This is a genomic window from Lysobacter daejeonensis GH1-9, from assembly GCF_000768355.1.
In the GTDB taxonomy this organism is placed as follows: Bacteria; Pseudomonadota; Gammaproteobacteria; order Xanthomonadales; family Xanthomonadaceae; genus Aerolutibacter; species Aerolutibacter daejeonensis.
On record NZ_AVPU01000001.1, the window covers coordinates 154,611 to 180,492 of the forward strand.

Genomic DNA, 25,882 nt, shown 5'->3' on the forward strand with positions numbered 1-25,882 from the left:
GAAAGGACGGACGATCGCATCGCCCGGCCGCGTTGGCCGGGCGATGCGCGATGGCACGATCAGGTCACCAGCGGTAGGTGAACTTCACGTTCCAGCGACGACCCAGCAGGTCGTAAGTCATCGTGTCGGTGTTGGCGTCGGTCCAGCTCTGGATGAACGGCGCCTGCTTGTCCCATAGGTTGTCGATGCCGAAGGCCACGTCGGCCACATCACCAAAGGCGTATTTCACCTGGGTATTGTGGTACGTGACGCTCGGGGCGTGGTCGCCGATGTCGCCCGGTGATGCATTGATGTCATCAGCCTTGCCGATGTACTGCACGCTGTAGCTGCCCGACCACACGCCACGCGCCATCGTCAGCGAGGTAAACGAGCGCCAGTGGGTGAAACTGCCCCGTCCGCCGGTGATCATGCCCGCGTAGCGGATCGGATCGGCGCCGTCGAATGGGCGAACATCGTATTCCTTCAGGTACGACACGTCCCAGCTCAACGTGCTGTCCCAACCGGCAAGGCCGAACTGGTACAGCGCTCCCAGGTCAACGCCCGATACCCGCTCGCTGGCGGCATTGACCGGCTGCGCCGACAGGAAGTCGATTTCGCCCGTCAGCGGGTTGCGGGTGAAGTTCTCGCTGCCGCAGAACTGGTGCGCCAGTCCTGGCGTGTTGTAGCAGACCGCGAGCTTGGTCGAGCCGTCGATGCGCTGGATGGCGTTGTCGATCCTGATGTTGAAGTAGTCCAGCGTCAGGGTCAGCCCATCGGCGAAGCTGGGCGTCCACACCACGCCTACCGTGGTGGTCTCCGCGTCTTCCGGCTGCAGGTCCTGGTTGCCGCCCACCGTGGTCAGTACCGTGTTGCCCAACTGGGTGTAGCCCACCGGCACGCCATCATCTTGGCAGTTCTGGTAGATCGTGGAAGAGGACGGCTGGCTGCTCCATCCGCTGCACGGGTCGGTGGTGGTCAGGTTGCCTTCGGACACGCCGCCAAACAGCTCAGGCACGTTGGGAATACGGAACGCCGTGGCGTAGTTGGCGCGCACCTTCAACGACGGCGCTACCTGCCAGTCAAGCCCCACCTTGTAGTTGGTGTCATCGCCAAACAAGTCGTAGTCGGAATAGCGCACCGCCCCGTTGAGGGTCAGCGAATCGGCGATCACGCTGTCCTGCAGCAAGGGGATGGCGACTTCGATGAACGCTTCCTTGGCCGTGTACTCGCCGGCGATGCGCTCCTGCTGGTTGGTGTTGGCAATGCCCAGGACGGTCAGCTGGTCGGGATCACGCCAGCCGCGCTCCTTGCGCACCTCCACGCCCGTGGCGACGCCGACCCAGCCGGCCGGCAGTTCGAACAGCTGGCCGCTCAGGTTGGCAGTGAAGCTCTTCTGGTCGTTGCCGCCGTTGTCGCGGGTGGTGAACATGATGTAGTCCAGCACCTCCTGCGTCAGGTCGCCGTAGCCAAGATAGTCGGCGCAGGGGATCGCCGCGCCAGGCGCGTTGCTGCATACCGTGGTGTTGAGTGTCTGGTCAACCCGGTCGAGGTTGGCCACGTTGGTGGATCCGTCGATTCCCGTATTGCGGCCCCAGTTGACCGCCATGCCCCAATCCCAGCCATCGCCGATCTGGCCGTCCAGCCCCAGTACGGCCCGGAAGGTATCTACCTCCTGGTAGAACTCACGCACTCCCGCTTCCAGCAAGCGGCGGCGCTGCAATGTCAGGTCCTGTCCGGTCGGATTGGTCGGGTGTGTTGCCGAGATGCGGATCGGCCGGTACTGGCCAATGGAGCCCGGCGTCGCCAACTGGTCGGACTGCCGGTTGGTGTACATCAATTCAGTGAATGCGCGCACGCTGTCGGTCAGCGCGTAGTGTCCAAAGGTGCTGAAGCTCACCCTCTTGAGTGGATTAACCGCATTCAGATACGGATTCGAGTTGAAGTTGTGCTTGGCTGGGGAATAGGTCTCGTAGAAGTCACCGCTACCGTTGGGATCCTGGTTGAAGTTCACGCGACTGCCGTCGGCCAGCACGGCACGGCCGCCAATCGTGGCGGAGCTGCCCACGCACACCAATTGCCCGCCCGATTCGCCCAGGCCACACGGAGCGCGATCAGCCATGTTCACCGTGCCGGATTCGGCGTAGTTGACCGCCGCCATGATCGCGCCGCGTTCGCCGGTGATGCCCCATGCGAAGTCGGCTGCGCCCTCCTCACCGTCCTGCTCGAACGTCTGGCCGTAGCGGATCGACGCCTCGGCCCCATCAAAGCTCTTCTTGGTGATGATGTTGACCACGCCAGCCACGGCATCGGCACCGTAGATGGCCGACGCGCCATCCTTCAGCACTTCGATGCGATCGATCAGCGCCACCGGGATGATGTTGAGGTCGACCGAGCTGTTGGCGCCCGTGCCGCCATTGACCACGCGGCGGCCGTTGAGCAGCACCAGTGTGCGGTTGATGCCCAGGCCCCGCAGGTTGACCTGCGTGGTGCCGTAGCCGTTGTCGGCCCAATAGGCATTGGTCTGGTTGCCAGCGAAACCGGCCGACGCCGGCAGGCGCTGCAGCAGGGTTTCCACGGAAATGGCGCCAGAGCGTTCGATGGTCTCGGCGTCGATTACGGTGACCGGGCCAACACCGGAAATGGCAGCGCGCTTGATGTGGCTGCCGGTGACGGTAACGGTGTCCAGATCGGTGGCATCGGCTTGGGCGGCACCGCCACCCTCCTGCGCCAATGCATTGGAAGAGACGCCAGCCGACAACAGCGCGGCAACTGCCAGCGCAAGATGGTTACGCTTGAACATGTGAATCCCCTGGAAAAACGCGTGATCGAAGTGATGGCTCTGCTACGCCATACCGCCGACCGGACCGGTCGCCGTGGCGTGCGGCTTTAGGTGTCGCCCGTGGGGCGCGGGTTTCAGATCACGCGATGGGAGGTCGGAATACCGCCGACGTTTTGATCTGTGCCGTCGAGGGCTCCTGCGCAATGGCAGGTTGGACGGCAAGCCGGTGTTGCGCAGCAAACGGCACTCGCTGCACGAGAAGCTTCACGGCGAATGCGCACGGGCAGCGGCAGCCATTCGCCTCTTCGCAATCGCAGTCTTCGTGCTGTTCGTTTGTCGACGTCGACACCGCCAGGCCTGGGCTCTCACACCCTTGGGCGCTGGTCGCGGCGGTTCCTGAGACGGGATCCGAAACCGTGCTCGCTGTCGCATTACTGGACTTGCTGGCCATATGCGCAGCCATTTGGCTGGCCTTCCACAACGACGCCCCGCCGTCGAGGCAGAACGCCACGATCAACAGGCAACGCAGTGCGAGCGCGGACCAAGCCATGAGCCGGAAAAGTGGAACCCCGAGGTGTTCCTCATCTGATACCACGGCAAAATTTAGCCTGTCAATGAACCAACTTTGTTTCAATTACAACCATCCGGGCGTGAGGTGACGGCTTAAGCAACAATGCCGGCGGCATTCGGCAATACCGGACTACTTGCCGGCCGGATATTCAGCCCGGCCCGCATGGCGATGAGGCGTTTAGCGCACGGCCGTCAGCACAGGCGCAAATCCGCCTCCGGGGGTGCGGAAGTTGGTCGTCTGCCCCTGGTAGAGCCGTGCGGCAAACAGCAGCGGTTTGCCCCCATACGCATAGCATCGGATGTCCGCCTTCAGCGGGGTGCCCTCGCCGCCCATGTGGCGCTCGCTGGGCGCAACGAGCGCCTGGGCGATGTAGATGCCCGCCGCCATCTCGTCCCACACGCGTCGCGTCAGCTTGTCGCCACGGTAGCTGGCCTTGCTGCCGAAACCTGACGCGGGCTTGAAGAACAGTTGGCGCCGCCGGCTCCACAACTCATCGCGGTTACTCGCAGTGACCTGCGTGGTCGCCGGCACCGTCTTGGCCAAGATTTCAACTGTCGTCGCGTCGGCACCGGCGTGATCCAGGAACGTTGGGTCGCCCAGCAGCATCAGGTTGCGTTTGTCAGCGTAAAGCGCATGCGCGCGAGGGTGGGGGCTGAGGGCGACGTGTCCAGCCAGGTAGGCAGCGCGCAGTGCCGCGTGCTCGGGGAGGGAGAGGGGGAAGTCCGTGAGCCGGTTGTAGATCATGTCCACCCGCTCGCCTCCGGCCCACAGCGAGCCGTCGCGGTATTCAAGCTCTTCCGGGGCACAGATCAGTGCCTTTAGCCCGTGGCGCGAGAACAATTCGCGGAACAACAGGAATTCCGGGAACAGGTACTGCGAACTCGGCGTCTCATCCACGATGGCGATGACCTGCAACGGACGCTCGCCGCGCTGTAGCCGCCATTCTTCGCGCATCAGGTCGATGACCGCACGTTCCGCGGCGACGGCATCGGTGGGGGCCACGACCACGCTGGGCATGCAAACGTCCTGCACCTGCCCCATCAGCGTGTTCAGCAGCATGCCCCCGGGGTTGGTGTTGATCTCGATCAGGCGTGGACCGTCCGGCGAAAGGTGGAAGTCCATCCCCAGCAGCCCACCCGGCGATCCCGGGTTGTACTGCGCGATGTCCGGCGCCCACGAGAGCGCCTGCGCGCGGTATTCCGCCAACCCGGTCGCGGCCTCGATGGCGCGTACCGCCGCCTCCACGCGTTCGATGTTCTCGCGCGAGACATAGACCGGAAGCCCCGCGAACAGGTGGGGATGGGTTTCGGCCAGTGTGCCGGGCACGCCGTGGGCCCCCAGCGCCCCCAAGAGCGCATCATGCAGCTTCCCCGGATCCACCGACACGCAGAAGCAATACTGGTTCAGCGCCTCCATGGACAGCGGGTTGGCACACCGGCTGTCAAAAAAGGGCGTGGTCGAAGGAGATTCGATGGCCATGGGGCAACCCGGTACAGGTACCACTACTTTACCGCGCAGGGGCTGGAACTGACCTGACTCGGCCTTGCTTCCGATCAAACCAGGGGCGCCCTCCATGCGGCATGCTATGGACTCGCCAGAGTCCGTGGGGACAGATGAACAGCGACGCGGACAGGATCAAGCTCCGGGTGATACGCGCCGGCATCGATACCTACCAGCAGCCGGTGGTCTACATGCATCGCGACTGTGAGGTGTGCCGGTCGGAAGGGTTCGCCGCGCTCACCCGCGTCAGCATGCGCATCGACCATCGCGAACTGATCGCCACGCTCAACGTGGTGGTCAGCGACCTGCTGCCGCACGATGCCGTTGCCCTGTCCGAGGCAGCCTGGAACGCCATCCAGCCAGAACCGGATGCCATGGCCACGTTCCATCACCCGGAGCCGCCCCGCTCCGCTGGCGCACTGCGCGCCAAGGTATTTGGCCAACGGCTGGAGGAGTCGGACTACCTGGCCTTGATGCAGGACACCGTGCAGCAACGGCTTTCTGACATCGAGCTGGCGGCGTTCGTCACCGCTTGCGCTGGCGAACGCCTGGACCACGGCGAAACTACCGCTCTCACCCGGGCCATGATCGCTGTGGGCGACCGGTTGGACTGGGGCGAAGGTCCAGTGCTGGACAAACATTGCGTCGGTGGTTTGCCCGGCAATCGCACGACACCAATCATCGTTGCCATTGTCGCGGCGCTGGGCTATCGCATTCCCAAGACATCTTCGCGTGCCATCACCTCCCCTGCCGGCACGGCGGACACCATGGAGGTGATGGCGCCGGTGGAGCTGGGCCTGGCGGCGATGCGTCGCGTGGTCGAGCGCGAAGGCGGATGCGTGGTCTGGGGTGGCAATGTACGCCTCAGTCCTGCCGATGACGTATTGATCCGCGTCGAGCGCCCATTGGACTTCGACAGCGATGGCCAGCTGGTGGCCAGCATTCTTTCGAAGAAGGTGGCGGCCGGTTCCAACCATGTGTTGATCGACATGCCCGTCGGCCCCACGGCCAAGGTGCGCTCCGCCGCCGCAGCCGATTCGCTCACCGGGCGGCTTGCCGGCACTGCCGCAGCGCTGGGCCTCCGGATTGCCGTGAACCGGACCGATGGCCGGCAGCCGGTGGGCTATGGCATCGGGCCGGCATTGGAGGCCATGGACGTGTTGAAGGTGTTGCGCGGCGATGCGGATGCGCCTGCCGACCTGCGTGAGCGTGCCATCGCGCTTACCGGCGAGCTGCTGGATCTGGTGCCCGGCAACGTCATTGGCCGGGGGCAAGCGCTGGCCGAACAAACGCTCGTGTCGGGCCGTGCTTTTGCCAAGTTCATGGCCATCTGCAATGCACAGGGTGGGTTCACCGAGCCGCAACCGGCACGGTTCCGCGCCGACGTATCCAGCCAACGCGGAGGAGTCGTCGTCGCCATCGACAACCGCCGCCTCGCGAAGGTGGCCAAGCTCGCGGGTGCGCCTGTATCCCCGGCCGCCGGACTGGTGTCGCGGCTGCGCATTGGTGATCGTGTCAATGCCGGCGAGCCCGTGTTTTCGGTGCACGCGCAGTCCAAGGGCGAACTGGAGTACGCGCTGGACTACGCACGAAGCTGCGCCATCTTCGATCTGCAGGACATCGGGTCATGAGCACCGTGCTGCTTCCCTTCCCCGCCCAGCGCCCGCTGGCCGAGGCGATGGCGAGTGCGATGATGGCGGCGGCGGACGCCCCTGGTGCGGTCCGCATCGGCCGCCTCGACTGGCGCCGCTTTCCTGACGGCGAATCCCTCGTCGCCATCGACGAGCAACTGGCCGGGGCCGACGTGGCCATCGTCGCAAGCCTGCACGATCCGGACGTGATGGCGCTGGCGTTGCGCTTCGCCGGGGAGACGGCACGGGAGTTCGGGGCCCGCTCGGTGGGCCTGGTGGCGCCTTACCTCGCCTACATGCGCCAGGACATCCGTTTTCATCCTGGCGAGGCCGTGAGCGCGCCGCTGTTCGCGCGGTTCGTGTCGCAGAGCTTCGACTGGCTGGTCACGGTCGACCCGCACCTGCACCGCATCCACGCGTTGGAAGACGTGTACACCATTCCCACGCGCAACGTGGCTGCGGCGCAGGCCATCGCGGAATGGATCCGCCGCGAAGTGTCGTCGCCCGTCCTGATCGGACCGGACAGCGAAAGCGAACAGTGGGTGTCCGCCATTGCCACTCTGGCCGACGCACCGCACCAGGTGCTCGAGAAACAGCGACTGGGTGACCGCGAAGTCCGTGTCAGCCTGCCCGATGCTGCATCCGCACAGGGGCGCACACCCGTTGTCGTCGACGACATCGTGTCGTCCGGTCGCACGCTGATGGAAACGCTGGGGCATCTGCAACGCCTTGGGCTGCCGCCGGCCACCTGCATTGCCACCCACGCGATTTTCGCGGGGGATGCGTTCGCGCAACTGCAGGCCGCCGGCGCGGCACGCGTGGCCAGTACAGACACCATCGCTCATCCCTCCAACGCCATCAGTGTGGCCGGGCTACTGGCAGAGGCCACGTTGAAGATGCTGCCGGGCTGCTGACAATCTGACCCCGATCAAGTCCCGGGGTCCGTGTTGCGGGATCATCCCGTCAACCCCTTGAGGAGATCACGCATGAACCGAGTCGAAGGCAAGACTTGCATCGTGACCGGCGGCGCCGTCGGCATTGGCCATGCCTGCGTGCAGCGGCTGGCGGAGGAAGGGGCCGCGGTGGCCATCTTTGACCGCCAGGATGCCGAGGGTGAGGCCCTTGCCAACGCGATCAACCATGCCGGCGGCAAAGCCCGTTACTGGCACGTGGACGTCACCCGTGAGTCCGACGTGGCCCGGGCCATCGCCGAAGTCGCTGATCACTTTGGTGGCGTGGATGTGCTGGTGAACAACGCCGGCATTTCCGGCAGCACCAAGCTCACCCACGAGATCACCGAGGAGGAGTGGGACCTGGTGCAGGCGGTCAACGTGAAGGGCGTGCTGTTCTGCACCAAGCATTCACTGCCGCTCATGAAGCGTGCCGGAGCGGGCAGCATCATCAACCTGTCGTCCATCTACGGCCTGGTCGGTGCGCCAGACGTGCCCGCCTACCACGCCTCCAAAGGCGCAGTACGGCTCATGAGCAAGACCGACGCGATGATCTACGCGCCGGACCGTATCCGGGTGAACTCGATCCACCCGGGATACATCTGGACGCCGATGGTGGAGCACCACCTGCAGGCCAGCGGAGCCACTGACATCGCCGCAGCCCGCGAAGAAGTTGGCAAGCTGCATCCGCTTGGCCACATGGGCGATGCGGACGACATCGCCTGGGGCGTGGTGTACCTCGCGTCGGACGAGTCCAAGTTCGTCACGGGCTCGGAACTTGTCATCGACGGTGGTTATTCCGCGCGCTGATCTCCGCGCTCTGCGCCACCGCTATTACGGGCTGCCATTCCTGATCGAAATGGCGGCACTGCAAAGAAACGGGGCGCCCATTCGGGCGCCCCGTTTCCACCTCCCCCCACTACCCATTCAATGGGAGAACAGCACCGGCAGGTGCGTGCTCTCCAGCAGCTCGCGGGTGGCGCCACCCAACGCCCATTCGCGGAACCGCGAGTGACCATACCCACCCGCGACCAGGAGGTCCGCACCGGACGTACGCGCGTGCTCCAGCAGCGTGGCGGCTACCGAGCGCGAGCCCCGCTGGAGTTGCACCACGCTCACCTTCAGGCCCTGCCGCGCCAAGTGGTTGGCGATGTCGGCGCCAGGCTGTTCGCCGTCGCCGGACTCTCCACTGCGCGGGTCAACCACGACCACATCAACCGTAGCGGCGCGCCGCAACAACGGCAGTGCGTCGCGCAACGCACGTGCGGCTTCGGAGGTGGGGCGCCACGCCACCACGGCGTGCCCCGCCGGGAGTGCAGGTTTGCTGGACGGTGGGATAACCAGCACGGGACCACCCGATTCCATCAGCAACTCGCCGAAGTACGGGTGGATCATGGCGGCACTGTCCGCATCGCCTGGCGCGGCTCCGCTGATGATGCTCATGTCCGCATAGCGTGCATTGATGGCGGCGGTCCGCGGCGGCTCCACGAACAGCGACTCCACCACACGCACTTCCCCCAGCACGCCGGCGGTCTTCAGCTTTTCGCGCCATTTGGCGGCGCGGGTTTCGGACTGGGCACGCAACTCGTCGTACAGGCTGGCCATCGACGCATCCGGGACCATGCCCCACGGCCCGGGCACCGGCACCGGCAGGTTGACCAGTTCCAGCAGGGCCAGATGGGCGTCCTCCGCTGCGGTCAGGTCCAGCGCGGCGGCTACCGCATTGGCGTCTCCCGGGGTCCCCGTCAGGGGCAGGACGATGTCTTTGATCATGGCCAAGGCTCCAAAGGTGACGCATGCCATTAGCGCGCTGACACGGGGACGAAACGTTGATCCGGGTCAATTCCCTGCCCATCTCATCGGGTGAGACGGTATTGCCCTACAAACGCGGCCAGCCTTTCGGAATCGCCCCATGTCCCGCGCCGCTTCCCTGCCCTCTCCCGCCATTGCGGATGCCTTTCCCACCGCCCCGCGGCCCGGGGGTGCGCACGATGGGGGGCGATTGGCCGCACGGTTGGGCTCCAAGTACGCCAGCCGGATCACCGGAACGCTGCTGGTGCCGGGGCGCGAAGGCGATTACGCGCCGTTGCCTGCGGGCCTGCCCCCGGCATTGGCCACCGCGCTGGCCGGACGCGGCGTCACGCGCCTGTATCGCCACCAGGCGCTGGCATGGGAGGCCGTGCAGCGTGGCCAACACGTGGTGGTTGCCACGCCCACGGCCTCCGGCAAGAGCCTGTGCTACACGCTCCCGGTGGTCAGCGCCGCCATGCAGAAGCGGGCCAAAGCGCTGTACCTGTTTCCGACCAAGGCGCTGGCCCAGGACCAGGTGGCAGAGTTGATCGAACTGTCCAGGGCCGGCGACCTTGGGGTCAAGGCGGCCACGTTCGATGGCGACACCCCCGGCGACCAGCGCCAGGCCATCCGCCTGGCCGGCGACATCGTGGTCAGCAACCCCGACATGCTCCACCAGGGCATCCTGCCCCACCACACCAAGTGGGCGCAGTTCTTCGAGAACCTGCAGTACGTGGTGATCGACGAGATCCACAGCTACCGCGGCGTGTTCGGCTCGCACCTGGCCAACGTGCTGCGGCGGCTCAAGCGGGTGTGCGCGTTCTACGGCGTCAGCCCGCAGTTCATCCTGTGCTCGGCGACCATCGGCAACCCGCAGGCACACGCCGAGGCGCTGATCGAAGACGACGTGCATGCCATCACCGAATCCGGCGCTCCCAGCGGCGACAAGCACGTGCTGCTGTGGAACCCGCCGGTGGTCAACCCAGATCTCGGCCTGCGCGCCTCCGCCCGCTCGCAGACCAACCGCATCGCACGCATGGCCATCAAGGCACGGCTCAAGACGTTGGTATTCGCCCAGTCGCGCACCATGGTCGAAGTGCTGACCAAGTACCTCAAGGACGTGTTCGACCACGACCCGCGCAAGCCTGCGCGCATCCGCGCCTACCGCGGCGGCTACTTGCCCACCGAGCGGCGCGAGGCCGAGCGCGCGATGCGCGATGGGCGCGTGGACGGCATCGTCTCGACCTCGGCGCTGGAGCTAGGCGTGGACATCGGCAGCCTGGACGTCGTGGTCCTCAACGGCTACCCCGGCAGTGTGGCGGCCACATGGCAACGCTTCGGTCGTGCCGGCCGCCGCCAGCAGCCGTCGCTGGGCGTGCTGGTCGCCAGCTCCGACCCGCTGGACCAGTACATCGTGCGCAACCCCGAGTTCTTCAGCGCGCACTCGCCCGAGCACGCGCGCATCGCCGCCGACCAGCCGGTGATCCTGCTCGACCATATCCGCTGCGCCGCCTTCGAGCTGCCGTTCCTCAAGGGTGAACGCTTCGGCGGGCGCGACGGTGCCGTGGACCCGCAAGTGTACCTGGAACTGCTGGCCGAAGACGGCGTCATCCACGGCGAGGGCGACCGCTGGGAGTGGATCGCCGACAGCTACCCGGCCAACGCTGTCAGCCTGCGCTCGGTGGCCGACGGAAACTTCGTCGTGGTGGACCGCACCGACGGCCGCCAGACCATCATCGCGGAAGTGGACTACAGCTCCGCGCCGCTGATGCTGTACGAGGGCGCCATCCACATGGTGCAGTCCACGCCCTACCAGGTGGAACGGCTGGACTGGGAGGGTCGCAAGGCCTACGTCACCCGCACGCACGTGGACTACTACACCGACGCCATCGACTACACCAAGCTGAAGGTGCTGGAGCGCTTTGACGGAGGCAAGGCGGGTGAAGGCAGCAGCCACCATGGCGAAGTGCATGTGGTACGACGCGTGGCCGGCTACAAGAAAATCCGCTACTACACCCACGAGAACATTGGCTACGGCCCGGTCAACCTGCCCGACCAGGAAATGCACACGACCGCCGTGTGGTGGCAGCTGCCGCAATCCGTGCTGGAAGCGCGCTTCGCTTCACGGCAGGACGCGCTGGATGGCTTCCTGGGCGCGGCATACGCGCTGCACGTCGTCGCCAAGGTGGCAGTGATGGCTGACGGCGCCGACCTGCAGAAGGCGGTGGGCAGCGGCGACGGTGCATGGTTCGCCAGCGGTGACGGTCGAGGGCGTGGCCAGCTGCGGGGCCTGGACGGCAGCCTGACCTCGCCGGACGCGCACGATGCGTTCACCCCAACGGTCTACCTCTATGACAACTACCCCGGCGGCGTGGGTCTTAGCGAGCCGTTGTGGCGGCGCCAGCGTGAGTTGGTGTCGCGGGCCCGGGAACTGGTACAGGGTTGCGATTGCCGCGCGGGTTGCCCGGCCTGCGTGGGGCCGGTGTTGGCTGCGGATGAGGAACTCGTCAACTCACCCAAGCGACTGACGTTGGACGTGCTCGACGGGCTGGCCTGCGCATGAGCATCAGCCTGGCCAAGCTGCAGCAACTCAAGCACCAGAGCGGACAGCCAGGTGGTGCACGCGTGCCGACCGGGCCATCGGCCGTGGGTACCGTTGCCGCCCTGCCCCCTTCCCTGTCCATCGCGCGGGCCCATCCGCTTGTATACGAGGCATCGGGGGATCCAGAGGCATCCCTTGAGCGTCTGCGCACGTTGCTCCGGGTACGCACACCCCGCACTGTTCGAGGGGGCACGCACCACGATCGCGATGTCCCGGGTGACGAAATCGCCCCCGGCGTCCGCCTTGTTGAGCGAATGCAGCGCTGCGAGCCGGTGCCCGAGTGGCTCGATGGTGCATTCGACCGCAAAGGGGCATTGCGCTCCCGCGACCTGTTGTTCTTCGATACCGAGACCACCGGATTAGCCGGCGGCACCGGCACCCGCGCCTTCATGATCGGTGCCTCAGACTGGGCGGACGGCGGCCTGCGTGTACGCCAGTTGTACCTGACCACCATGGCAGGCGAGAGCGCGATGCTGGATGCCTTCGCCGGTTGGTTACGGCCGACCACCACGCTGGTCAGCTACAACGGCAAGTGCTACGACGCACCCCTGTTGGCTACCCGCTATCGGCTGGCGCGGAAAGTGAATCCGCTGATGGGTTTGGCGCACGTCGATCTCCTGTTCCCGAGTCGTCGGCGCTGGCGCGGGACCTGGGAGAACTGCCGGTTGGCGACCATCGAGCGCGAGGTGCTGCGCGTGGTGCGCGAGGATGACCTGCCGGGCGCCGAAGCGCCCGCCGCGTGGCTGGAGTACCTTCGCGGAGGGGCCGCCGACAAGCTGCGGCGGGTCGCCAAGCACAACCATCAGGACGTGGTGTCGCTGGCGAGGCTCATCGAAGTTCTGGCGGCGGGTCATCCCGACATCAGAGATTGATGGTCCGCTTTGGCGCCCCGCATCATCCCAACTGCTAACCACGCGCCTTGGAGAACCGTTGCAACACCTCCGCCAAGCCTTGGCGAACCTGTCGGTATTCCCCCCACGGATGCGTCGACATCCTTGCCATGCGTCGGGGCGCTGAAGTCAGGTCATATGCGCCGCCCCCCTTCACGCGACCCAATTCCTCCCACTTCAGCGGCATCGCAACCGGGGCCCCTTCGCGCGCCCGTAGCGAGAACGACGCCACGCTGGTCGCCCCGCGCCCATTGCGTAGGTAGTCGATGAAGATGTGTCCCCTGCGGAACTTCTTGGTGGCCGTGGCCACGAACGCCAGCGGGTCCATCGCCACCATCGACTCGGCGAACGCATGGGCAAACGCCTTCACCCGTGACCACTCGCAGGCGGGCTTGAGCGGTACGAACACATGCAGCCCCTTGCCTCCCGAGGTGCGCACGTAGGAAACCAGCTCCAACCCCCGCAGCCGATCCCGAACCTGACGGGCCGCTTCCACGACGCGTTGCCACGGCACGTCCGGGCCCGGATCGAGGTCGAAGACCATGCTGTCTGCCTGATCTGGCGCGCTGGCCAGTGCACCCCACGGGTGGAACTCCAGCGCATTGAACTGGACCAGTTCCAACAGTCCCGCCTCGTTGCCGACCACCAGGTAATCGGCGCGAGTGCCACCGTCTTCCTTTAGCGTGACTGCGTGCACGTGCTCCATGCCGGAAGTGTGGTGCTTCTGGAAGAAACAGGGCCGCTCTGCTCCCTGCGGGCAGCGCACCACAGACAACGGCCTGCCCTTGATCTCCGGCAGCAGCCATGGCGCCATGGTGCGGTAGTAGCGGAAGACGTCTGCCTTGGTGAATCTGGTGCCCGTGAATACAACCCGCTCGGGATTGGTCAGTTCGACTGGCGGCGCCGATGTCTTCCTGCGACGGCGCGTTGGGGGCACGGCTGTCTCCAGTGTGCTTGCAGTGGCCCCCTTGGCTTGCAGATCCGTAGCCGTCCTGTCGCGGTGGATCGTCTTGAACACAGGCTGGCGCAGCAGCCCTTGGTTGCCGAGACCGTGGTGGAATACTTCCGCGACCCACGTGGGCCGAACCCAATGTGCCCGGCACAATTCAGGGTCGTCCACGTCCACCTGCACCGTGGGCTTGGCGCGGGTCGATTTGGACAGCTGTGCAACCAGCGCTACCAGCTGATCGTGGCTCATCCCCGTCCCTACCCGCCCGGCGTAGCGCCAACCATGGTCCGCATCCGGTGAGGCCAACAGCAGCGCCCCCAGTCCCTCGCGGTTGCCTTTGGGCAGCGTGTAACCCACCACCGCGAACTCGTCCGAATCTCGTTGCTTGATCTTGCGCCACGTGTCGCCACGTCCGGAGTGGTAAGGCGCATCGGCGCGCTTGGAAATGATTCCCTCCAGCCCGCGCTCCACCGCCATCGCCAATGCGTGTTCACCGTTGCCGATGACGTGCGTGCTGTAGGCCAGGTGTCCCGGCGGATGCTTCAGGATCTCCGCCAGCAGCAGCTTGCGCTGGTACTGCGGGCTACGCGACACATCCACGCCGTCCACCTGCAGGACGTCAAACAGCACGTAGGTCAGCGTTGCGTTCTTTTCCCCCGACAGCGTGGCCTGCAGCAGCCCGAAGTCTTCCTGGCGACCGGAGCCTGCGATCAGCTCGCCGTCCAGCACCGCGTCGGCAAGATCCAGCGCCTGCAATGCCGCCACGATCTCCGGCACCTTTGCCGTCCATTCGCGTTCGTTGCGTGACCACAACCGCACCTTGCCCCACCGATCTGGGCGATCAGGCGATAGCCGTCCCACTTGACCTCATGCAACCAATCCTCACCGGCGGGCACGCGATGGAACAGCTTGGCCAGTTGGGGCGGGCGGAACGCGGGACGGTGGTGCCCAGCCCTCGCGCCATCCAGCTTGGCGGCACGCTTCGCCCAGCGATGCGGCGCGACGAGTTCCTTGGACTTGCGCGTGGTCTTCCGGGCTGGCCGTCGCACCACGGTGCCCGGTGGCGCAGCGACGTCGTCCAGCAGGTCGTCGGCCTCGCGGGGGGCGGCATGCTCATCCGCATCCTTGAACAGCAGCCATTGCGGCTGGCGGTCCGCCTTATGCGTGCGTACCAGTTGCCAGCCGCCCTTCATCTTGTCGCCGAACAGCTCGAACCGCAGATGCCCCTTGACCAGTTGTGCCTCCGGGTCGCCATCGGTCGTCCACACGCCGCGATCAAACGTGGCCACGTGGCCGCCTCCGTACTGGCCCTTGGGGATGTTGCCTTCGAAGTCGGCATAGGCAACGGGATGGTCTTCCACCTCCGCCGCCAATCGTTTCACGGCCGGATCGAAACTCGGTCCCTTGGGCACCGCCCAGCTCTTCAACGTGTCGCCTACCTGCAGTCGGAAATCGTAATGGCGGTGACTGGCATGGTGCAGTTGCACCACGAAGATCGGGCGTTCACCACGCGCAGCCCGCCGATCCGCCGACGGTTCCGGCGTCCGGTCGAATTGGCGCTTGCGACGGTAGTGCTGCAGGCCCACGGTTCACCCTTTCGCTGCCGTTCGGGGGGCGCGTTTGGCCGGCGCCTTTTTCGCAGGTTTCGCCGTGGCCGGCTTGCGCGCCGTAGATTTGGCCGCGCTGGTCTTGCGGGCGGGCGCCTTGGTCGTCGTCTTCTTGGCCGGCGTGCGCTTGTTGCTGTCCAGGCTCTTCTGCAGCAAGGCCATGAAGTCCACCACGTTGGTCGTGGCGTCGTGCCGTTCGTGGGGCCCTTCCTCGGCGATCCGCGTGGTGGCGCCCTTGGCCTTGATTCGCTTGCGGATGATTGCCTCCAGCCGCTTGCGGAACTCGTCGTGGTAATCATCGGGCTGCCACTTCGCAGCCATGGATTCGATCAGGCTCTTGGCCATCTCCGTCTCCTTGGCGGTGATGCGGAAATCGGCGGCCTTGCCCGAAGGCAGCTTGTACTCATCCGGCTCCACCAGTTCCTGCGGGTAGCGCAGCATCATCAGCACCAGCGCATCGCCCTCGGGGATCACCGCACACAAGTACTCACGGGTGCGGATCACCACGCGGGCCACGCCCACCTTGCCGGTGTTCTTCAGGGTTTCGCGCAGCAGCACGTAGCCCTTTTCGGCCTTCTTGCCAGGCACCAGGATGTAGGGCTTCTCGTAGAAGCGCAGGCCGATCTCGTCGCGGCCGACGAAGGCCTCCACGTCCACCGACTCGTGGGTCGCCGGGGCGGCGGAGGCGATGTCCTCCTTTTCCACCACCACATAACTGCCCTTGTCGTACTCGAAGGCCTTGATGATGTCCTTCCAGGGCACTTCTTCGCCGGTTTCGGCATTGACCCGTTCGAAGCGGATCGGCTTGCGATCGCGCGAGTCGAGCATGCGAAAGCTGAGGTCGACCTTGCGCTCGCCGGACATCAGCGAAACAGGAATGTTGAGCAGGCCGAACGACAAGGTTCCTGACCAGATCGGGCGGGCCATGGGGCAGCTCCGGGCAGTGGTTACCCCCGAATCTTCACGCTTGGGAAGGGAAACCCACGTGAATTTCCGACATCACGCCCCGATTTCGGACCGGCAACACTGGTTGAACAGCGCCGTCCCTGCAGGCAAACGCGCGACTCAAACCGCGTTCGCGGATAGCGGAGACCAGGCCTGTCGCGTACCAAGCAGATGGAGCGTGCCAATCACCAGGCAAATGCCGGAGCTCCACCACCAGAAGGCGACGCTGCGCTCACCCGGCGCGAACATCGCCAGCCCCAGTCCCGCGAATCCGCGTAGCAGATAGACCGCGGTAATGGCACACAACATCCAACGAACGAAGGGGAGCCTGCCGATGACGCCCGCCCCGGACAGCGCGTAAAGCGACCAGGCAGCAAGCACGGCCGCAATGCCTAGGGTGATGAGTGCAGGCTTGGGGCTGCCGGCCTCGGCCAGCCGCGCCATGCCCTCGCCTGCGCCAAAAAAACGGTACCACGGCGCGCCAAAGGCGATGCAAGCCAGGTGGAGGGCCGCTGCGATGGCGCTGAAAAGAGCGCCCAGAAGCAAGTACGGGTGCGTCATGTCGCCATCATCCAGCAGCGAAGAAACAAGTCTGCATCGCATTCCTCCATGACTGTGGGATCAGGGGCGGATCTCGATGGGCATCCCGGCAGCGACAGCCTGCCAGACCATCTCCATGTGGTCATTGCTCAGGGCTACGCAACCGTTGGTCCAAACCGGAAACTCAGTGACGGCCCGATTCTGGCGATAGAGATATAGCCGCCGCTCGCTCTTGTCGACCAGCACGAGGTCAGCCTGCGGCACTTCGCCGCCAACGCATTTGGACGAAAGCAACAGCAGGCAAGCCAAGGCGAAGCTGGGAACCAGTGAGGACGGCATGCCGTTACGCATAGCAAATTCCGTGATTTTCAACCGTCCGTTGGTGCCCACGTGGTTGCGGCATAAGTGAGGGGACTACAGCTCCAAGTCCATCTTATGGCCCGGGGGCAGCGCCTGCCATTGCCGGTCAAGATCGGCGATGCGTTGACGCACGGCCGCAATGTCGTCCCGAGTCACAGCCAGTGGCGGGCAAGACCGCGCTCGACAGGTGACCTGGTACATCGCCAGCATGTCCTCGGGCGTGCTGGTGCCACCGGACCAGGCGTCGCCCTGAAATACCTCGACCAGCCGTTCCACGCCGTCGCTCTCGGGCTCGCTGCCCATCTGGAACGTGGCACCCTCCCCATCCCGGACCCGACCGAGGAAGCCGCGGCGTTGCAGGGTGCTCTCAACCGCGTAATGCACCATGTCGTGCGGGATGATCCGCTGTTTTGGACAATCGACGGTTTCCGTCGCGCTGCCGCGACGGACCAGCATCTGGTCGTACTTCCCTGAGCCTTTGATGAAGGTGAGCTTCATGGTGGACCGCAATACCCCTTCCTGACGGCGTCGTGGCCTGGCTTCAGACCATGCCGCGGAGCTTGGCGGTGATATAGGGGGCCGTCAACGTAGCCAACAGCACTACAGACCAGAGGTTGCCGTCCTTGAACATATATGCCTCGAAGATGACCGGCCAAGGCTTGCCCTGCACGCGACCGAATGCTAGCTCGAAGGCAAGCGTAAGTGCCAGCCAACCCACGCCGATGCCGATGAGCTGCCTAGGCGTGTTCGCCCTCAACCAGGGCAAGGTGAGGAAGGCGGTCAAAAAAATGAAGACGGACAGCAAGAAGCCGCTCAAGAGCAGACCGTAATGCTTACCCAGATGAGGAACGAGAAAGGCCTCGCGCAGTGCGCCATTGGCAACGGCCAACACCAGGATGACGAGCCAGGCCAGAACCGATTTGCCCGCGAGCGTCATAACCTGCCCTACCCTCCGTGCCTGCGCCGTGCCCTCGTGCCGGTTACCTGTCGAGCTCGCTGGACACATATGCGGCTATCTCTCTGGTGTTCCTGACAAACTCTGCCTCCAGATCAATCTCGCACTTGTTTGCCAAAACAAGAATCGACCACAAACAGTCAGACAACTCATGGCCGAGCTTTGCCTTGCAGTCATCGATAGTCCGGACGCCGGCGTTTGCCTGAATCAGTTTTGCCAGGTCCCCCACGTCCCCTACGAAGCCAAGCGCAAGCTCCCCTATGGTCCAGACGCGCCCATGCCTCTTGATCTCCAGCTGTTCGTAGAGTTCGTTTAGCTGTAGTGCAGACTTTTCAAGGTCGCTGAAGTTCATGTAGCTCCGTCTAAGAATCAAGTAGGACCGAGAAACCACTTCGGTTTGAATGGACTGTTAGCCGCCACTGCGCTGCCCATTGGGTGCCGGTTGCTCCGGATACTTACTCAGCAGCTCCTGTAAGGGCGGGACGTCGTAGAGCGCACGCTCTTGGTCTGTAATGCTTCGGTCGATGGGGACCAGAAGTTCGTTGCCGGTGGACTGATCCATGACGCGGTTTGTGCCGTAGCGCTGGAGCCCCTTGGTGAAGCTAAGGTACCGATCGATCGAGGCGGCGACCAGATACTTTGCATCCTTTACGCCGCCCGCCATCGCCTCCTTGAACAAGAAGTGCGCGAGTAGATAGTTTTCTGCGCTCAAGCTCTGAAGCTTGCCATCGCAAAAAGTCAGCCCGGTGTGCTGGAGCACAATGCCGGCATTGAACTTGTCTTGAGGAGTAGTGGCGCCACCGGCCGCGAGGATCTCGAGTACCTTTTCTCTCCGCACGTCGTCGGAGCGACTGTCAGCGCCGCCGGCACGGACTGCCTGGTCCTCCGCTGCCAGTTGCGCCAGCTCTGCGTCATCGGCCCTGGCCGGAAGCGAAAAAACCACAAGAAGAAGCAGCGAAATCAGCTTTGACATGGCGCTCTAAATGGTTGGTGATGGCTAATGCTTGAATTAAGTCGAGCTGGGAAGCGGCTTCGGCTTGAATGAATGGTTATGCGTTCTGGCGAACGCCAACTCCGCGACGAGCAGGTTTGGAGCCCAGCAGAGCCAAGCAATTAATGGATAAGAAAGCTCAAATGGAATGCCGGCGAGCATTGAGGATGGCAAGTAGACGCGCAAGGTAACGCCGGCGAGCGTGAGCGAGACATTGCGGACGATCCATTTGCGGTGCTCCTGCACGTCGCCTCTCCGGATTGCCAGGAAAGCGTACATGCCTGTAACTAGCCAGCATGCCGCGAGGCAGGCAAAGCCCACCTTTGCAACCAGGCCGCCGAAGGCAAATGCCGACATGTACAAGCCAGACAGGCCGCCTAGAGCAACGCCAACGCCGAGATAAGTTCGGCCAATGAAGCGGTGCAGTCGAGGGCGACTGCTCCGAAGCCTACTGGAGAACTGAAATGGGCTGAGTGACAGGGCAACAAGAGACGAAAATACGTGTATGTAAATGCCTGCCTTATGGGCGAGAAAATTGAGCTTCATATCGGGATGGACCAGAGATCCCAACGGCATAAAGCCATAAGCGAAGACAACGTAAGCGGCGACGCCAAGGGCGAGAATGTAGAACCAAATTGTGCCGAACAGTTTCATGGGCGTACTACGCTTGAATTGAACCAATTGAACGCAGACGTAATGTCGTCCACGTACTTGAACGAATTGATCGTCCAGCCATCTGCCCCACGGTAGAGAATGAAGCGCCATACCATCGCATGCTTCTCAAACCGCTGGAGATAGATAACCTGGGCCAAGGAGTCATCAACCGTGTCGTTACGAAGAAGCTCATAACCGATGCTCTTTCCAGAACGAGCGAGCAGCATTGGCTGCTGCAACTCAACCTGGCCAAGAAGTGCATCAACTTCCGCTGGAGGTACTACGGTATACGGCTAGATCAGTTCAAGCCCCCTCGAACGTCACCTGAAACGACATGCTTCATGACCTTGTCGGTCACGGCAAGTGCAGCATCGCCGCTTTCAAGCTTGGCAGCCATTACCCCGGGGCGCAACCAACAGTGCCGCCACCAGAAACACCAACCTCATTTACCATTTCCTTCCAGTACGGCTAGCACCAGAATTAGGCCGAGCCGCAAAGCGGCTTCGGCTCGAGTGAATTGTTAGGGCGCGCCTGCGCTACGAGCGGAGCCATTGACGCATCTCCGGGTATACCGATGCACCGTGCGCGCATGTATCTTCCGCCACGACCGTCATGCCTGACTGTGCCAAGCCAAAGGCGCCGGGGTAGACGCCAAGCGAGAAAGTGGAAATTAGCCTATCTGATGCGCCGTGATACCCGCCGCAATGAAACAGCACGGCGGGGTCCAGTTGCAGATGGCGAACAGCGGCATAAGCCCAAGCCGTTGCCTCGGCTTCGGTCGCGTATGTAGCAGGCTCGGGCAACTCGACCCCGTCGCTCAGCATCGAACGTAGCGATGAGGGAACCGTTGCAATATGCCCAGCTTCGTGCAGCAAGTCGCCCGGCCATGTGAGGGACGCGGGATCATAAACGAGCTGGCCGCTAGTGATACGCACACCCGGAAGAAATGATGAGTCTGGAACAACGCCCTCGCTGGTCTCGATGCCGATGTTGTTCAAGAAATCTACGATCTTGGCAAGAACTGTCATCTGGGTAGTCGCTACGGTGTTTAACGCGGGGTCTAACGCCTGAACTAAGCCGAGCCGCGAAGCGGCTTCGGCTTGATTGAATTGTTAGTCGCCGGAAGTCCCGCTAAGGGCTGCCTTGATCTTAGCTTCGTCGACGTACTTGATGAAGTTCTGCGATTCGGCAGCAACATTCTGGTCTGCGAGCAGCGTGGTCATGGCGATCTCGCCTAGCACCTTGAAGCTACTGCCGAGCGTGTCCGCGCCCTCGTATTTGACAGCCTTGACAGTCTGTTCCTTGCAAGAGTCTGTCAGAAGCGTTTCGAAAACCTTTCCGGCTTGCTTTGCAACTTTCGCCCGGTCGGCATCACTAACCTCGCCTAGCGAAGCAGCGCTCGGATGAACTGAGATGACCGTAAAGATCCATTGCGCAAGGAGAACCTTATCTCCATCACTAGTCCGCTCAACGAGGCACTTAGCCAGGTCGTCACCATAGACGCCAGCATGTACAGGGCCCGGGTTCAACGAGGCGAGCGAAAGGAGAAGAAGAGCGGTTAGACCCAGGGACGCACGCATTGATTACTCCTATTAGAGATGGTGATAGCGGCAGCTAACGCCTGAACTAAGCCGAGCCGCGCAGCGGCTTCGGCTTGAATGAACTCTGCCCCTTCACCACATTGGAGCATGGCGGGAGAGCAGCCAAATGACGCCGGCAAGCACAGCCAAGCCGGTCAGCTCGACCAGAATGCTCGCCCAATCCGAGGTCTCGTCGAGGTCACGGAAGCCAGTGTCAGGAAAGCGGCCAAGCGTCAGAGTGCGCCACACCGCCCAGCCTATGGACCAGCCAACGGTCCGCACCATGAACTCCCAACCCAGCCACCAAAGTGCACGCACTACCCAAAGTACCGGACGGATAAGGTCAACCGCTTCTAGCACAGGGTCCCCAATGCACTAAACGCTAATTAGATCCCGTTTCGGGACGAAAACACCACACGGCCGAGCTCACTGGGCTGGCAGATAACTCGACATATTCTTACTCGTATCAGCAACTTATCAATGAGTTTTGACGGTGTAGCGATCATCGCCGTGCTATCAGGCAAATGCACGGTGATATCGGTTATCCACCCACTTCTGCCGGACAACGTCGTCGCTAACGACGCCGGTATGGCCCGCACCCTACCCCATCATTGTCTCTGTCCAAGTGGGGGCCATACCCGGGATCGCCTCGCCGCACTGGCGCTGCACCCGCTGCCCGAGCTTCGGCGCAGTTGGCGAACATGCCGGGAACAGGTGCCCGTCTCGTCGGCGTTCTGTCGGGTGCGAACCGGTTGGTGCTTGCCGGCACTGCACCCCACTCGGCGCCACCGCCATGGCAGTGGTAGTCACCGGTCTTGCGATTGGTGTGGCAGCCGTCCTTGTTCAAACCGCCGCCGTGCGCGAAAGCAACTCCGACGCATGCCGTCAACGCTGCGATCATCACGGGTTCGATCATCCTCATGCCCGGCTACTGTGCGCGCAACCGTGGGGCTTCTACTGAGAAAAATCCTCAGTCAGCCCACCACGTCAGCCAGCCCACCGAATGCACGCCGACCAATGTGGCCAAGCCAACACCAGGATGTTCCGTCCCAGCGGAAGGACGGAGCGCTCATTCAGCCCTCCGTCCTCGTTTGCCCAAGTGGGCTGCTGGCAGGGTCGCCTCGCTCAAGCCACTTGATCCTGCCGCACATACGGCGCCATGAACGCCATAAAATCGGCCTTCCCTACGGGGACGCCCAGCTTGCGCAGGATTGCGTATGCGGTGGTGATGTGGAAATACAGGTTGGGTAGCAGGTACTCGCTGACGTACTGACGCGCCGGCAACTCGCAGTAGCGGCCCGGGCCCAGGCCAATCCGCTTGGTTTCGTCCAGCTTGGCGTCGTCCACGCCGATGGCCGACACCATGCGCTTGGCCTGCTCGATGGCCTCGCGTGCCTGCGCCAAGGTGGCGATATCCGGCTTGAGGTTTTCGATGGGTTGACCGACGCACCATTGGGCAAAGCCGCGCGGCTGGTTGCACGCCAGCGCGATCTGTCCGCCCAAGGGGAACATGTCCGGTGCAAGGCGCTCCTGCAGGGTCGCGTCGAAATCGGGCAGGTGCTTCTGGCCAACATCCAGAATGTGGTCGAGGGCATCCAGTCGGGTCAGGAAGACGCGTTGCAGTTCGGCAATATCGTGGTTGGCCATGGGGTTCCGGTTCCGTGGATAGGGAATAAGCACCGCGCCCCGGGCAGTGACCACGGGCGAAGCGGCACCCAGTGTGACGCGTCCACGCGGTTGGCATCCAGTGCTTGGTACGGAAGCCCCCAAGCGGCCGTACGCGGTCAGGCTGGGACATCACGTCAACGCGCGCAGCTTGGGTTCGCGCTCCCCAGCCCACCGGGCGGACTTTGCACATGAATGCTTTGACGCGGGCTGCCGTCGGGGGCAGCGTCGAAGTACCCGACACCAAGGAGTCCGCCATGAATCGCCCGTCCCGTGTGCGCTGGCGCCCGCTGAAACACCTGGGAATCTGCGCGCCTATCGGCTTCGCCCTCGTCGCTCTCGCCTATGCAGGCCTGCAGGCCAACGGCAGCGCCGCGGCCGCCGAATCGGCCCTCGCGCAAAATGCCACCCCCACGCCCGCCCATCTTGCGGAGGGCCAGCGGATCTTCCGCTTCGACACCTTCGGCGACGAACAGATATGGACCGATCGCCTCCGGCTGCATGAAGTCGTCGAGGCCGCGGTAGACCCCATCACTGCGCTGAGCGTGGGGCTGAAGGTGGATGCGGATGCCTTGCCCCCAGGCATGCTGGGCAGCGTCGATCTCAGCGATCCCGCCACCACCGTGGCGCTGCTGCGCCTGAATGCGGTGGTTGGATTGCAGGCCACCGTGGACAATGAGAACCACATAACCCGCCTGGGCGTGACTTGCGCTCTGTGCCATTCCACGGTGGACGATTCGGTCGCGCCCGGGGTCGGCCGGCGGTTGGACGGCTGGGCCAACCGCGACCTGGACGTGGGCACCATCATTGCGCTGTCGCCCGTGCTTACCGATGCCCAGAAGGCGGTATACCGCAGCTGGGGTCCGGGCAAGTACGACCCACGCTACAACATCGACGGACTCAATACGCCGCTGGCGCTTCCGCCCATCTACGGCCTGGCCCACGTCAAGAACGAGACCTACACCGCCGATGGCCCGATCTCCTACTGGAACGCTTATGTGGCGGTGACCCAGATGGGTGGCCAGGGCAACTTCTCAGATCCGCGCCTGGGCATCGAGATCACCCATGCCCCCGATCTGGTCACTCCGAAGCTGGCACCGCTACTGGTGTACCAGAAGAGCCTGCTGGCCCCGGAGCCGGCTCCGGGCAGTTATGACGCAGCTGCGGCCAACCGCGGGCGGACAATGTTTGCGCGCAACTGCATGGGTTGTCACATGGGCGTGGATGGCACCGATAACAACCGTGGCGTGCTGCATGACCCCGCAGAAACCGGCATGGACGGCGCGTACGCGGCGCGCACGGTTACCGGGGCCTATCGCACTACGCCGTTGCGGGGCCTGCAATACCACGCTCCCTACTTCCATGACGGCAGTGCCGCGACACTGGCGGACGTGGTGAGCCATTACGACCGTGTTCGCGGGTTGGGCCTGGACACGCTGCAGCAGCAGGACCTGGTGGAGTTCCTGAAGACGTTGTGAAGGGTGGAAGCCGACCCGTCGATGTGCTGGCGGGTCGGCTCAGCTTCGGTCCACGATCCGGGTGATGCATCCATCGCGGAACTCGAACTCCGATTTGCCATCCAGTTCGATCACGCTACCGGCTTTCGGCCCGCCGGGAATATCCACCGCCAACACGCCGCGGAACGCGATGCCGGCGACAGCGCGTTCGGGCCATTCGCGTAACGCGGTTAACTGGTGCTCGCGCTCGGCAAACAAGCCGCACGACTGCTCGGCCAGCGCGCGAAACTGCTGGATGCCCTGCGCCGAGGCGGTGAGCTGGTCACTGGTGTAGTTCTCGAACACCACGTCGGGCGCCACCAACGAGAGCATGCCCGGGACGTCGAAGGCGGTGTACGCCGCCAGGTATTGCTGGATGAGTGCCTTGTTGCTGGTCATGGGTCGCCCCGGCTGTCGCCGTTGGCGACGGCGTTCAATGATCCACCACTATAAAGGCGCCGGCAGCGGGCCGGCGCCCCGGCATGCCTGAGTGACCGCTCAGGCGACAGGAAACCCTTATGCGGAATGGCTCGGTGCCGTCTGATCGTCGCTGGTTGCACTGGGCGCGTGGTTCTTGACCGATTCGATACCCGCATCGCGTGAGGCTTCGGTCTTGTAGAGCTCGCTGGTGCCAATGACCTGGCCGTTGGTCGCCTTGAGGTTGAACATGAACTGGCCGCCCGCGGCATCCTTGCGCTCGTACCGCGCGTCGCTCGCAGCGTTGTTCTTCACCGACTCGACGCCGGCCAGCGCCGACGCCTTGGTCTTGTACATCTCGCTCTTCAGGATGACCTGGCCATTGCCGGCCTGCAGCCGGAAGTAGGTTTCGCCGTTGGTCGCGGTCTTGAGTACGAACTTGCCTGCCATGGACAGCTCCTTTGCGGTGGTGTGGCTGGAAGCTACCACAGCCATCTTCCGCACGGAGTACGGCCAATGGCGTGCGCTGTGTCCAATATTTCGCAGTGACTGCAACGCGACGGCGGCTACTCCCGGCGTCAGTCGGGAATGTTCGCCTCGACCAGCTGCGCCAGCAGCGCGAGGGACTCCTGCCAGCCCAGGTAGCACGCCTCGACCGGGATCGCCGCAGGCACGCCTTCCTGGGTAATGGCGATGTCCGTCCCGCACGACACCGGCGTCAGCGTGATCGTCACCACCATCTCGCCCGGCAAGTTGGGGTCATCGAAGCGATCGGTGTGCCGGATGCGCGCGTTGGGCACCAGCTCCAGGTACTCGCCACCAAACGAGTGGCTGCTGCCAGTGCTGAAATTGGTGAAGGACATCCGATAGCTGCCGACCACGCGTGCATCCATGTGGTGCACCGTGCCGGTGAAACCGTGCGGTGGCAGCCATTTCGCCATGGCTTCGGGCGTCAGGAAGGCCCGGTAAATACGGTCCGGCGGCGCCCGCAGTACACGATGCAACTGGATGGTGTTCGCTTCCATCGTTT

General features: G+C 63.8%; 26 protein-coding genes and 1 pseudogene. 6 read left to right on the top strand and 21 right to left on the bottom strand.

Annotation, left to right across the window (positions count from 1 at the left end):
• Positions 1-64: 64 nt before the first annotated feature.
• From N800_RS00655 to N800_RS00665, 3 genes are all read right to left on the bottom strand, one after another.
• A complete protein-coding gene (locus N800_RS00655; RefSeq protein WP_036133556.1) occupies positions 65-2,779 on the bottom strand; it encodes a TonB-dependent receptor in 2,715 nt (904 codons plus the stop codon).
• Positions 2,780-2,897: 118 nt separating this feature from the next.
• Positions 2,898-3,308 (bottom strand): CopL family metal-binding regulatory protein, encoded by a 411-nt coding sequence (locus N800_RS16515; RefSeq protein ID WP_156962815.1) that lies wholly within the window; start codon positions 3,306-3,308, stop codon positions 2,898-2,900.
• Positions 3,309-3,506: 198 nt separating this feature from the next.
• Positions 3,507-4,808: a hypothetical protein gene (locus N800_RS00665; protein ID WP_052107772.1), complete on the bottom strand. Its 1,302-nt coding sequence runs from the start codon at positions 4,806-4,808 to the stop codon at positions 3,507-3,509.
• A 134-nt stretch (positions 4,809-4,942) separates the two neighbouring features.
• Here N800_RS00665 and N800_RS00670 point away from each other — a divergent pair, with 134 nt between their 5' ends.
• The 3 genes from N800_RS00670 (at position 4,943) to N800_RS00680 (ending at position 8,220) form a co-directional block, all read left to right on the top strand.
• Complete coding sequence (locus N800_RS00670) at positions 4,943-6,460, top strand: thymidine phosphorylase family protein (RefSeq protein ID WP_036133562.1); 1,518 nt, start codon at positions 4,943-4,945, stop codon at positions 6,458-6,460.
• Entirely contained in the window at positions 6,457-7,374 is a 918-nt protein-coding gene (locus tag N800_RS00675; RefSeq protein ID WP_036133565.1) for a ribose-phosphate diphosphokinase, read from the top strand. The genes N800_RS00670 and N800_RS00675 overlap by 4 nt, the downstream gene beginning before the upstream one ends.
• A gap of 72 nt (positions 7,375-7,446) precedes the next feature.
• On the top strand, positions 7,447-8,220 hold the full coding sequence (locus N800_RS00680; protein ID WP_036133568.1) for an SDR family NAD(P)-dependent oxidoreductase: 774 nt from the start codon (positions 7,447-7,449) through the stop codon (positions 8,218-8,220).
• A 117-nt stretch (positions 8,221-8,337) separates the two neighbouring features.
• Here N800_RS00680 and N800_RS00685 read toward each other — a convergent pair whose 3' ends face one another.
• Positions 8,338-9,183: a universal stress protein gene (locus N800_RS00685; protein WP_036133571.1), complete on the bottom strand. Its 846-nt coding sequence runs from the start codon at positions 9,181-9,183 to the stop codon at positions 8,338-8,340.
• Between the two features lie 157 nt (positions 9,184-9,340).
• On the opposite strand from N800_RS00685, the gene N800_RS00690 reads away from it, so the two are divergent.
• Complete coding sequence (locus N800_RS00690) at positions 9,341-11,764, top strand: DEAD/DEAH box helicase (RefSeq protein ID WP_036133866.1); 2,424 nt, start codon at positions 9,341-9,343, stop codon at positions 11,762-11,764.
• A complete protein-coding gene (locus tag N800_RS00695) occupies positions 11,761-12,675 on the top strand; it encodes a ribonuclease H-like domain-containing protein (RefSeq protein WP_084087011.1) in 915 nt (304 codons plus the stop codon). Before N800_RS00690 ends, N800_RS00695 begins: the two co-directional genes overlap by 4 nt.
• Before the next feature lie 34 nt (positions 12,676-12,709).
• Here the strand turns inward: N800_RS00695 and ligD are convergent.
• The 14 genes and pseudogenes from ligD to N800_RS00760 form a co-directional block, all read right to left on the bottom strand.
• A pseudogene (gene ligD, locus N800_RS00700) lies at positions 12,710-15,228 on the bottom strand (DNA ligase D).
• Between the two features lie 3 nt (positions 15,229-15,231).
• Positions 15,232-16,176, bottom strand: coding sequence for a non-homologous end joining protein Ku (ku, locus tag N800_RS00705; RefSeq protein ID WP_036133574.1), 945 nt, complete (start codon positions 16,174-16,176; stop codon positions 15,232-15,234).
• Positions 16,177-16,314: 138 nt separating this feature from the next.
• Entirely contained in the window at positions 16,315-16,755 is a 441-nt protein-coding gene (locus N800_RS00710) for a hypothetical protein (protein ID WP_036133577.1), read from the bottom strand.
• A gap of 60 nt (positions 16,756-16,815) precedes the next feature.
• The gene (locus N800_RS00715; protein ID WP_036133579.1) at positions 16,816-17,085 is read right to left on the bottom strand and encodes a L,D-transpeptidase; all 270 of its coding nucleotides are present in this window, start codon (positions 17,083-17,085) and stop codon (positions 16,816-16,818) included.
• A 63-nt stretch (positions 17,086-17,148) separates the two neighbouring features.
• A complete protein-coding gene (locus tag N800_RS00720; RefSeq protein ID WP_036133581.1) occupies positions 17,149-17,592 on the bottom strand; it encodes a hypothetical protein in 444 nt (147 codons plus the stop codon).
• Positions 17,593-17,635: 43 nt separating this feature from the next.
• Positions 17,636-18,031, bottom strand: coding sequence for a hypothetical protein (locus N800_RS00725; protein WP_036133584.1), 396 nt, complete (start codon positions 18,029-18,031; stop codon positions 17,636-17,638).
• A gap of 43 nt (positions 18,032-18,074) precedes the next feature.
• Positions 18,075-18,401: a nucleoside triphosphate pyrophosphohydrolase family protein gene (locus tag N800_RS00730; protein ID WP_036133587.1), complete on the bottom strand. Its 327-nt coding sequence runs from the start codon at positions 18,399-18,401 to the stop codon at positions 18,075-18,077.
• Between the two features lie 57 nt (positions 18,402-18,458).
• Positions 18,459-19,022 (bottom strand): hypothetical protein, encoded by a 564-nt coding sequence (locus N800_RS00735; protein WP_036133590.1) that lies wholly within the window; start codon positions 19,020-19,022, stop codon positions 18,459-18,461.
• Positions 19,023-19,058: 36 nt separating this feature from the next.
• Complete coding sequence (locus N800_RS00740; RefSeq protein ID WP_036133592.1) at positions 19,059-19,694, bottom strand: DUF2306 domain-containing protein; 636 nt, start codon at positions 19,692-19,694, stop codon at positions 19,059-19,061.
• Positions 19,691-19,921 carry a hypothetical protein gene (locus N800_RS16025; protein ID WP_036133596.1) on the bottom strand — a complete coding sequence of 77 codons (231 nt, stop codon included), beginning with the start codon at positions 19,919-19,921 and terminating at the stop codon, positions 19,691-19,693. The genes N800_RS00740 and N800_RS16025 overlap by 4 nt, the downstream gene beginning before the upstream one ends.
• Positions 19,922-20,230: 309 nt before the next feature.
• Complete coding sequence (locus tag N800_RS15500) at positions 20,231-20,722, bottom strand: hypothetical protein (protein ID WP_084087013.1); 492 nt, start codon at positions 20,720-20,722, stop codon at positions 20,231-20,233.
• Between the two features lie 84 nt (positions 20,723-20,806).
• Positions 20,807-21,274, bottom strand: a complete 468-nt coding sequence (locus N800_RS00750; RefSeq protein WP_036133599.1) for a hypothetical protein — start codon at positions 21,272-21,274, stop codon at positions 20,807-20,809.
• Positions 21,275-21,848: 574 nt separating this feature from the next.
• Positions 21,849-22,196 carry an excalibur calcium-binding domain-containing protein gene (locus N800_RS16495; protein WP_343122846.1) on the bottom strand — a complete coding sequence of 116 codons (348 nt, stop codon included), beginning with the start codon at positions 22,194-22,196 and terminating at the stop codon, positions 21,849-21,851.
• Positions 22,197-22,399: 203 nt separating this feature from the next.
• A complete protein-coding gene (locus N800_RS00760) occupies positions 22,400-22,921 on the bottom strand; it encodes a DUF1993 domain-containing protein (RefSeq protein ID WP_036133605.1) in 522 nt (173 codons plus the stop codon).
• 275 nt (positions 22,922-23,196) lie between these two features.
• On the opposite strand from N800_RS00760, the gene N800_RS00765 reads away from it, so the two are divergent.
• Positions 23,197-24,417 carry a c-type cytochrome gene (locus N800_RS00765; protein ID WP_036133871.1) on the top strand — a complete coding sequence of 407 codons (1,221 nt, stop codon included), beginning with the start codon at positions 23,197-23,199 and terminating at the stop codon, positions 24,415-24,417.
• A gap of 39 nt (positions 24,418-24,456) precedes the next feature.
• On the opposite strand, the gene N800_RS00770 is transcribed toward N800_RS00765, so the two are convergent.
• The 3 genes from N800_RS00770 to N800_RS00780 form a co-directional block, all read right to left on the bottom strand.
• On the bottom strand, positions 24,457-24,834 hold the full coding sequence (locus tag N800_RS00770) for a nuclear transport factor 2 family protein (RefSeq protein WP_036133608.1): 378 nt from the start codon (positions 24,832-24,834) through the stop codon (positions 24,457-24,459).
• 117 nt (positions 24,835-24,951) lie between these two features.
• Positions 24,952-25,302: a YegP family protein gene (locus N800_RS00775; protein WP_036133873.1), complete on the bottom strand. Its 351-nt coding sequence runs from the start codon at positions 25,300-25,302 to the stop codon at positions 24,952-24,954.
• Between the two features lie 128 nt (positions 25,303-25,430).
• Positions 25,431-25,877, bottom strand: a complete 447-nt coding sequence (locus tag N800_RS00780) for an SRPBCC family protein (RefSeq protein ID WP_036133609.1) — start codon at positions 25,875-25,877, stop codon at positions 25,431-25,433.
• Positions 25,878-25,882 lie beyond the last annotated feature (5 nt).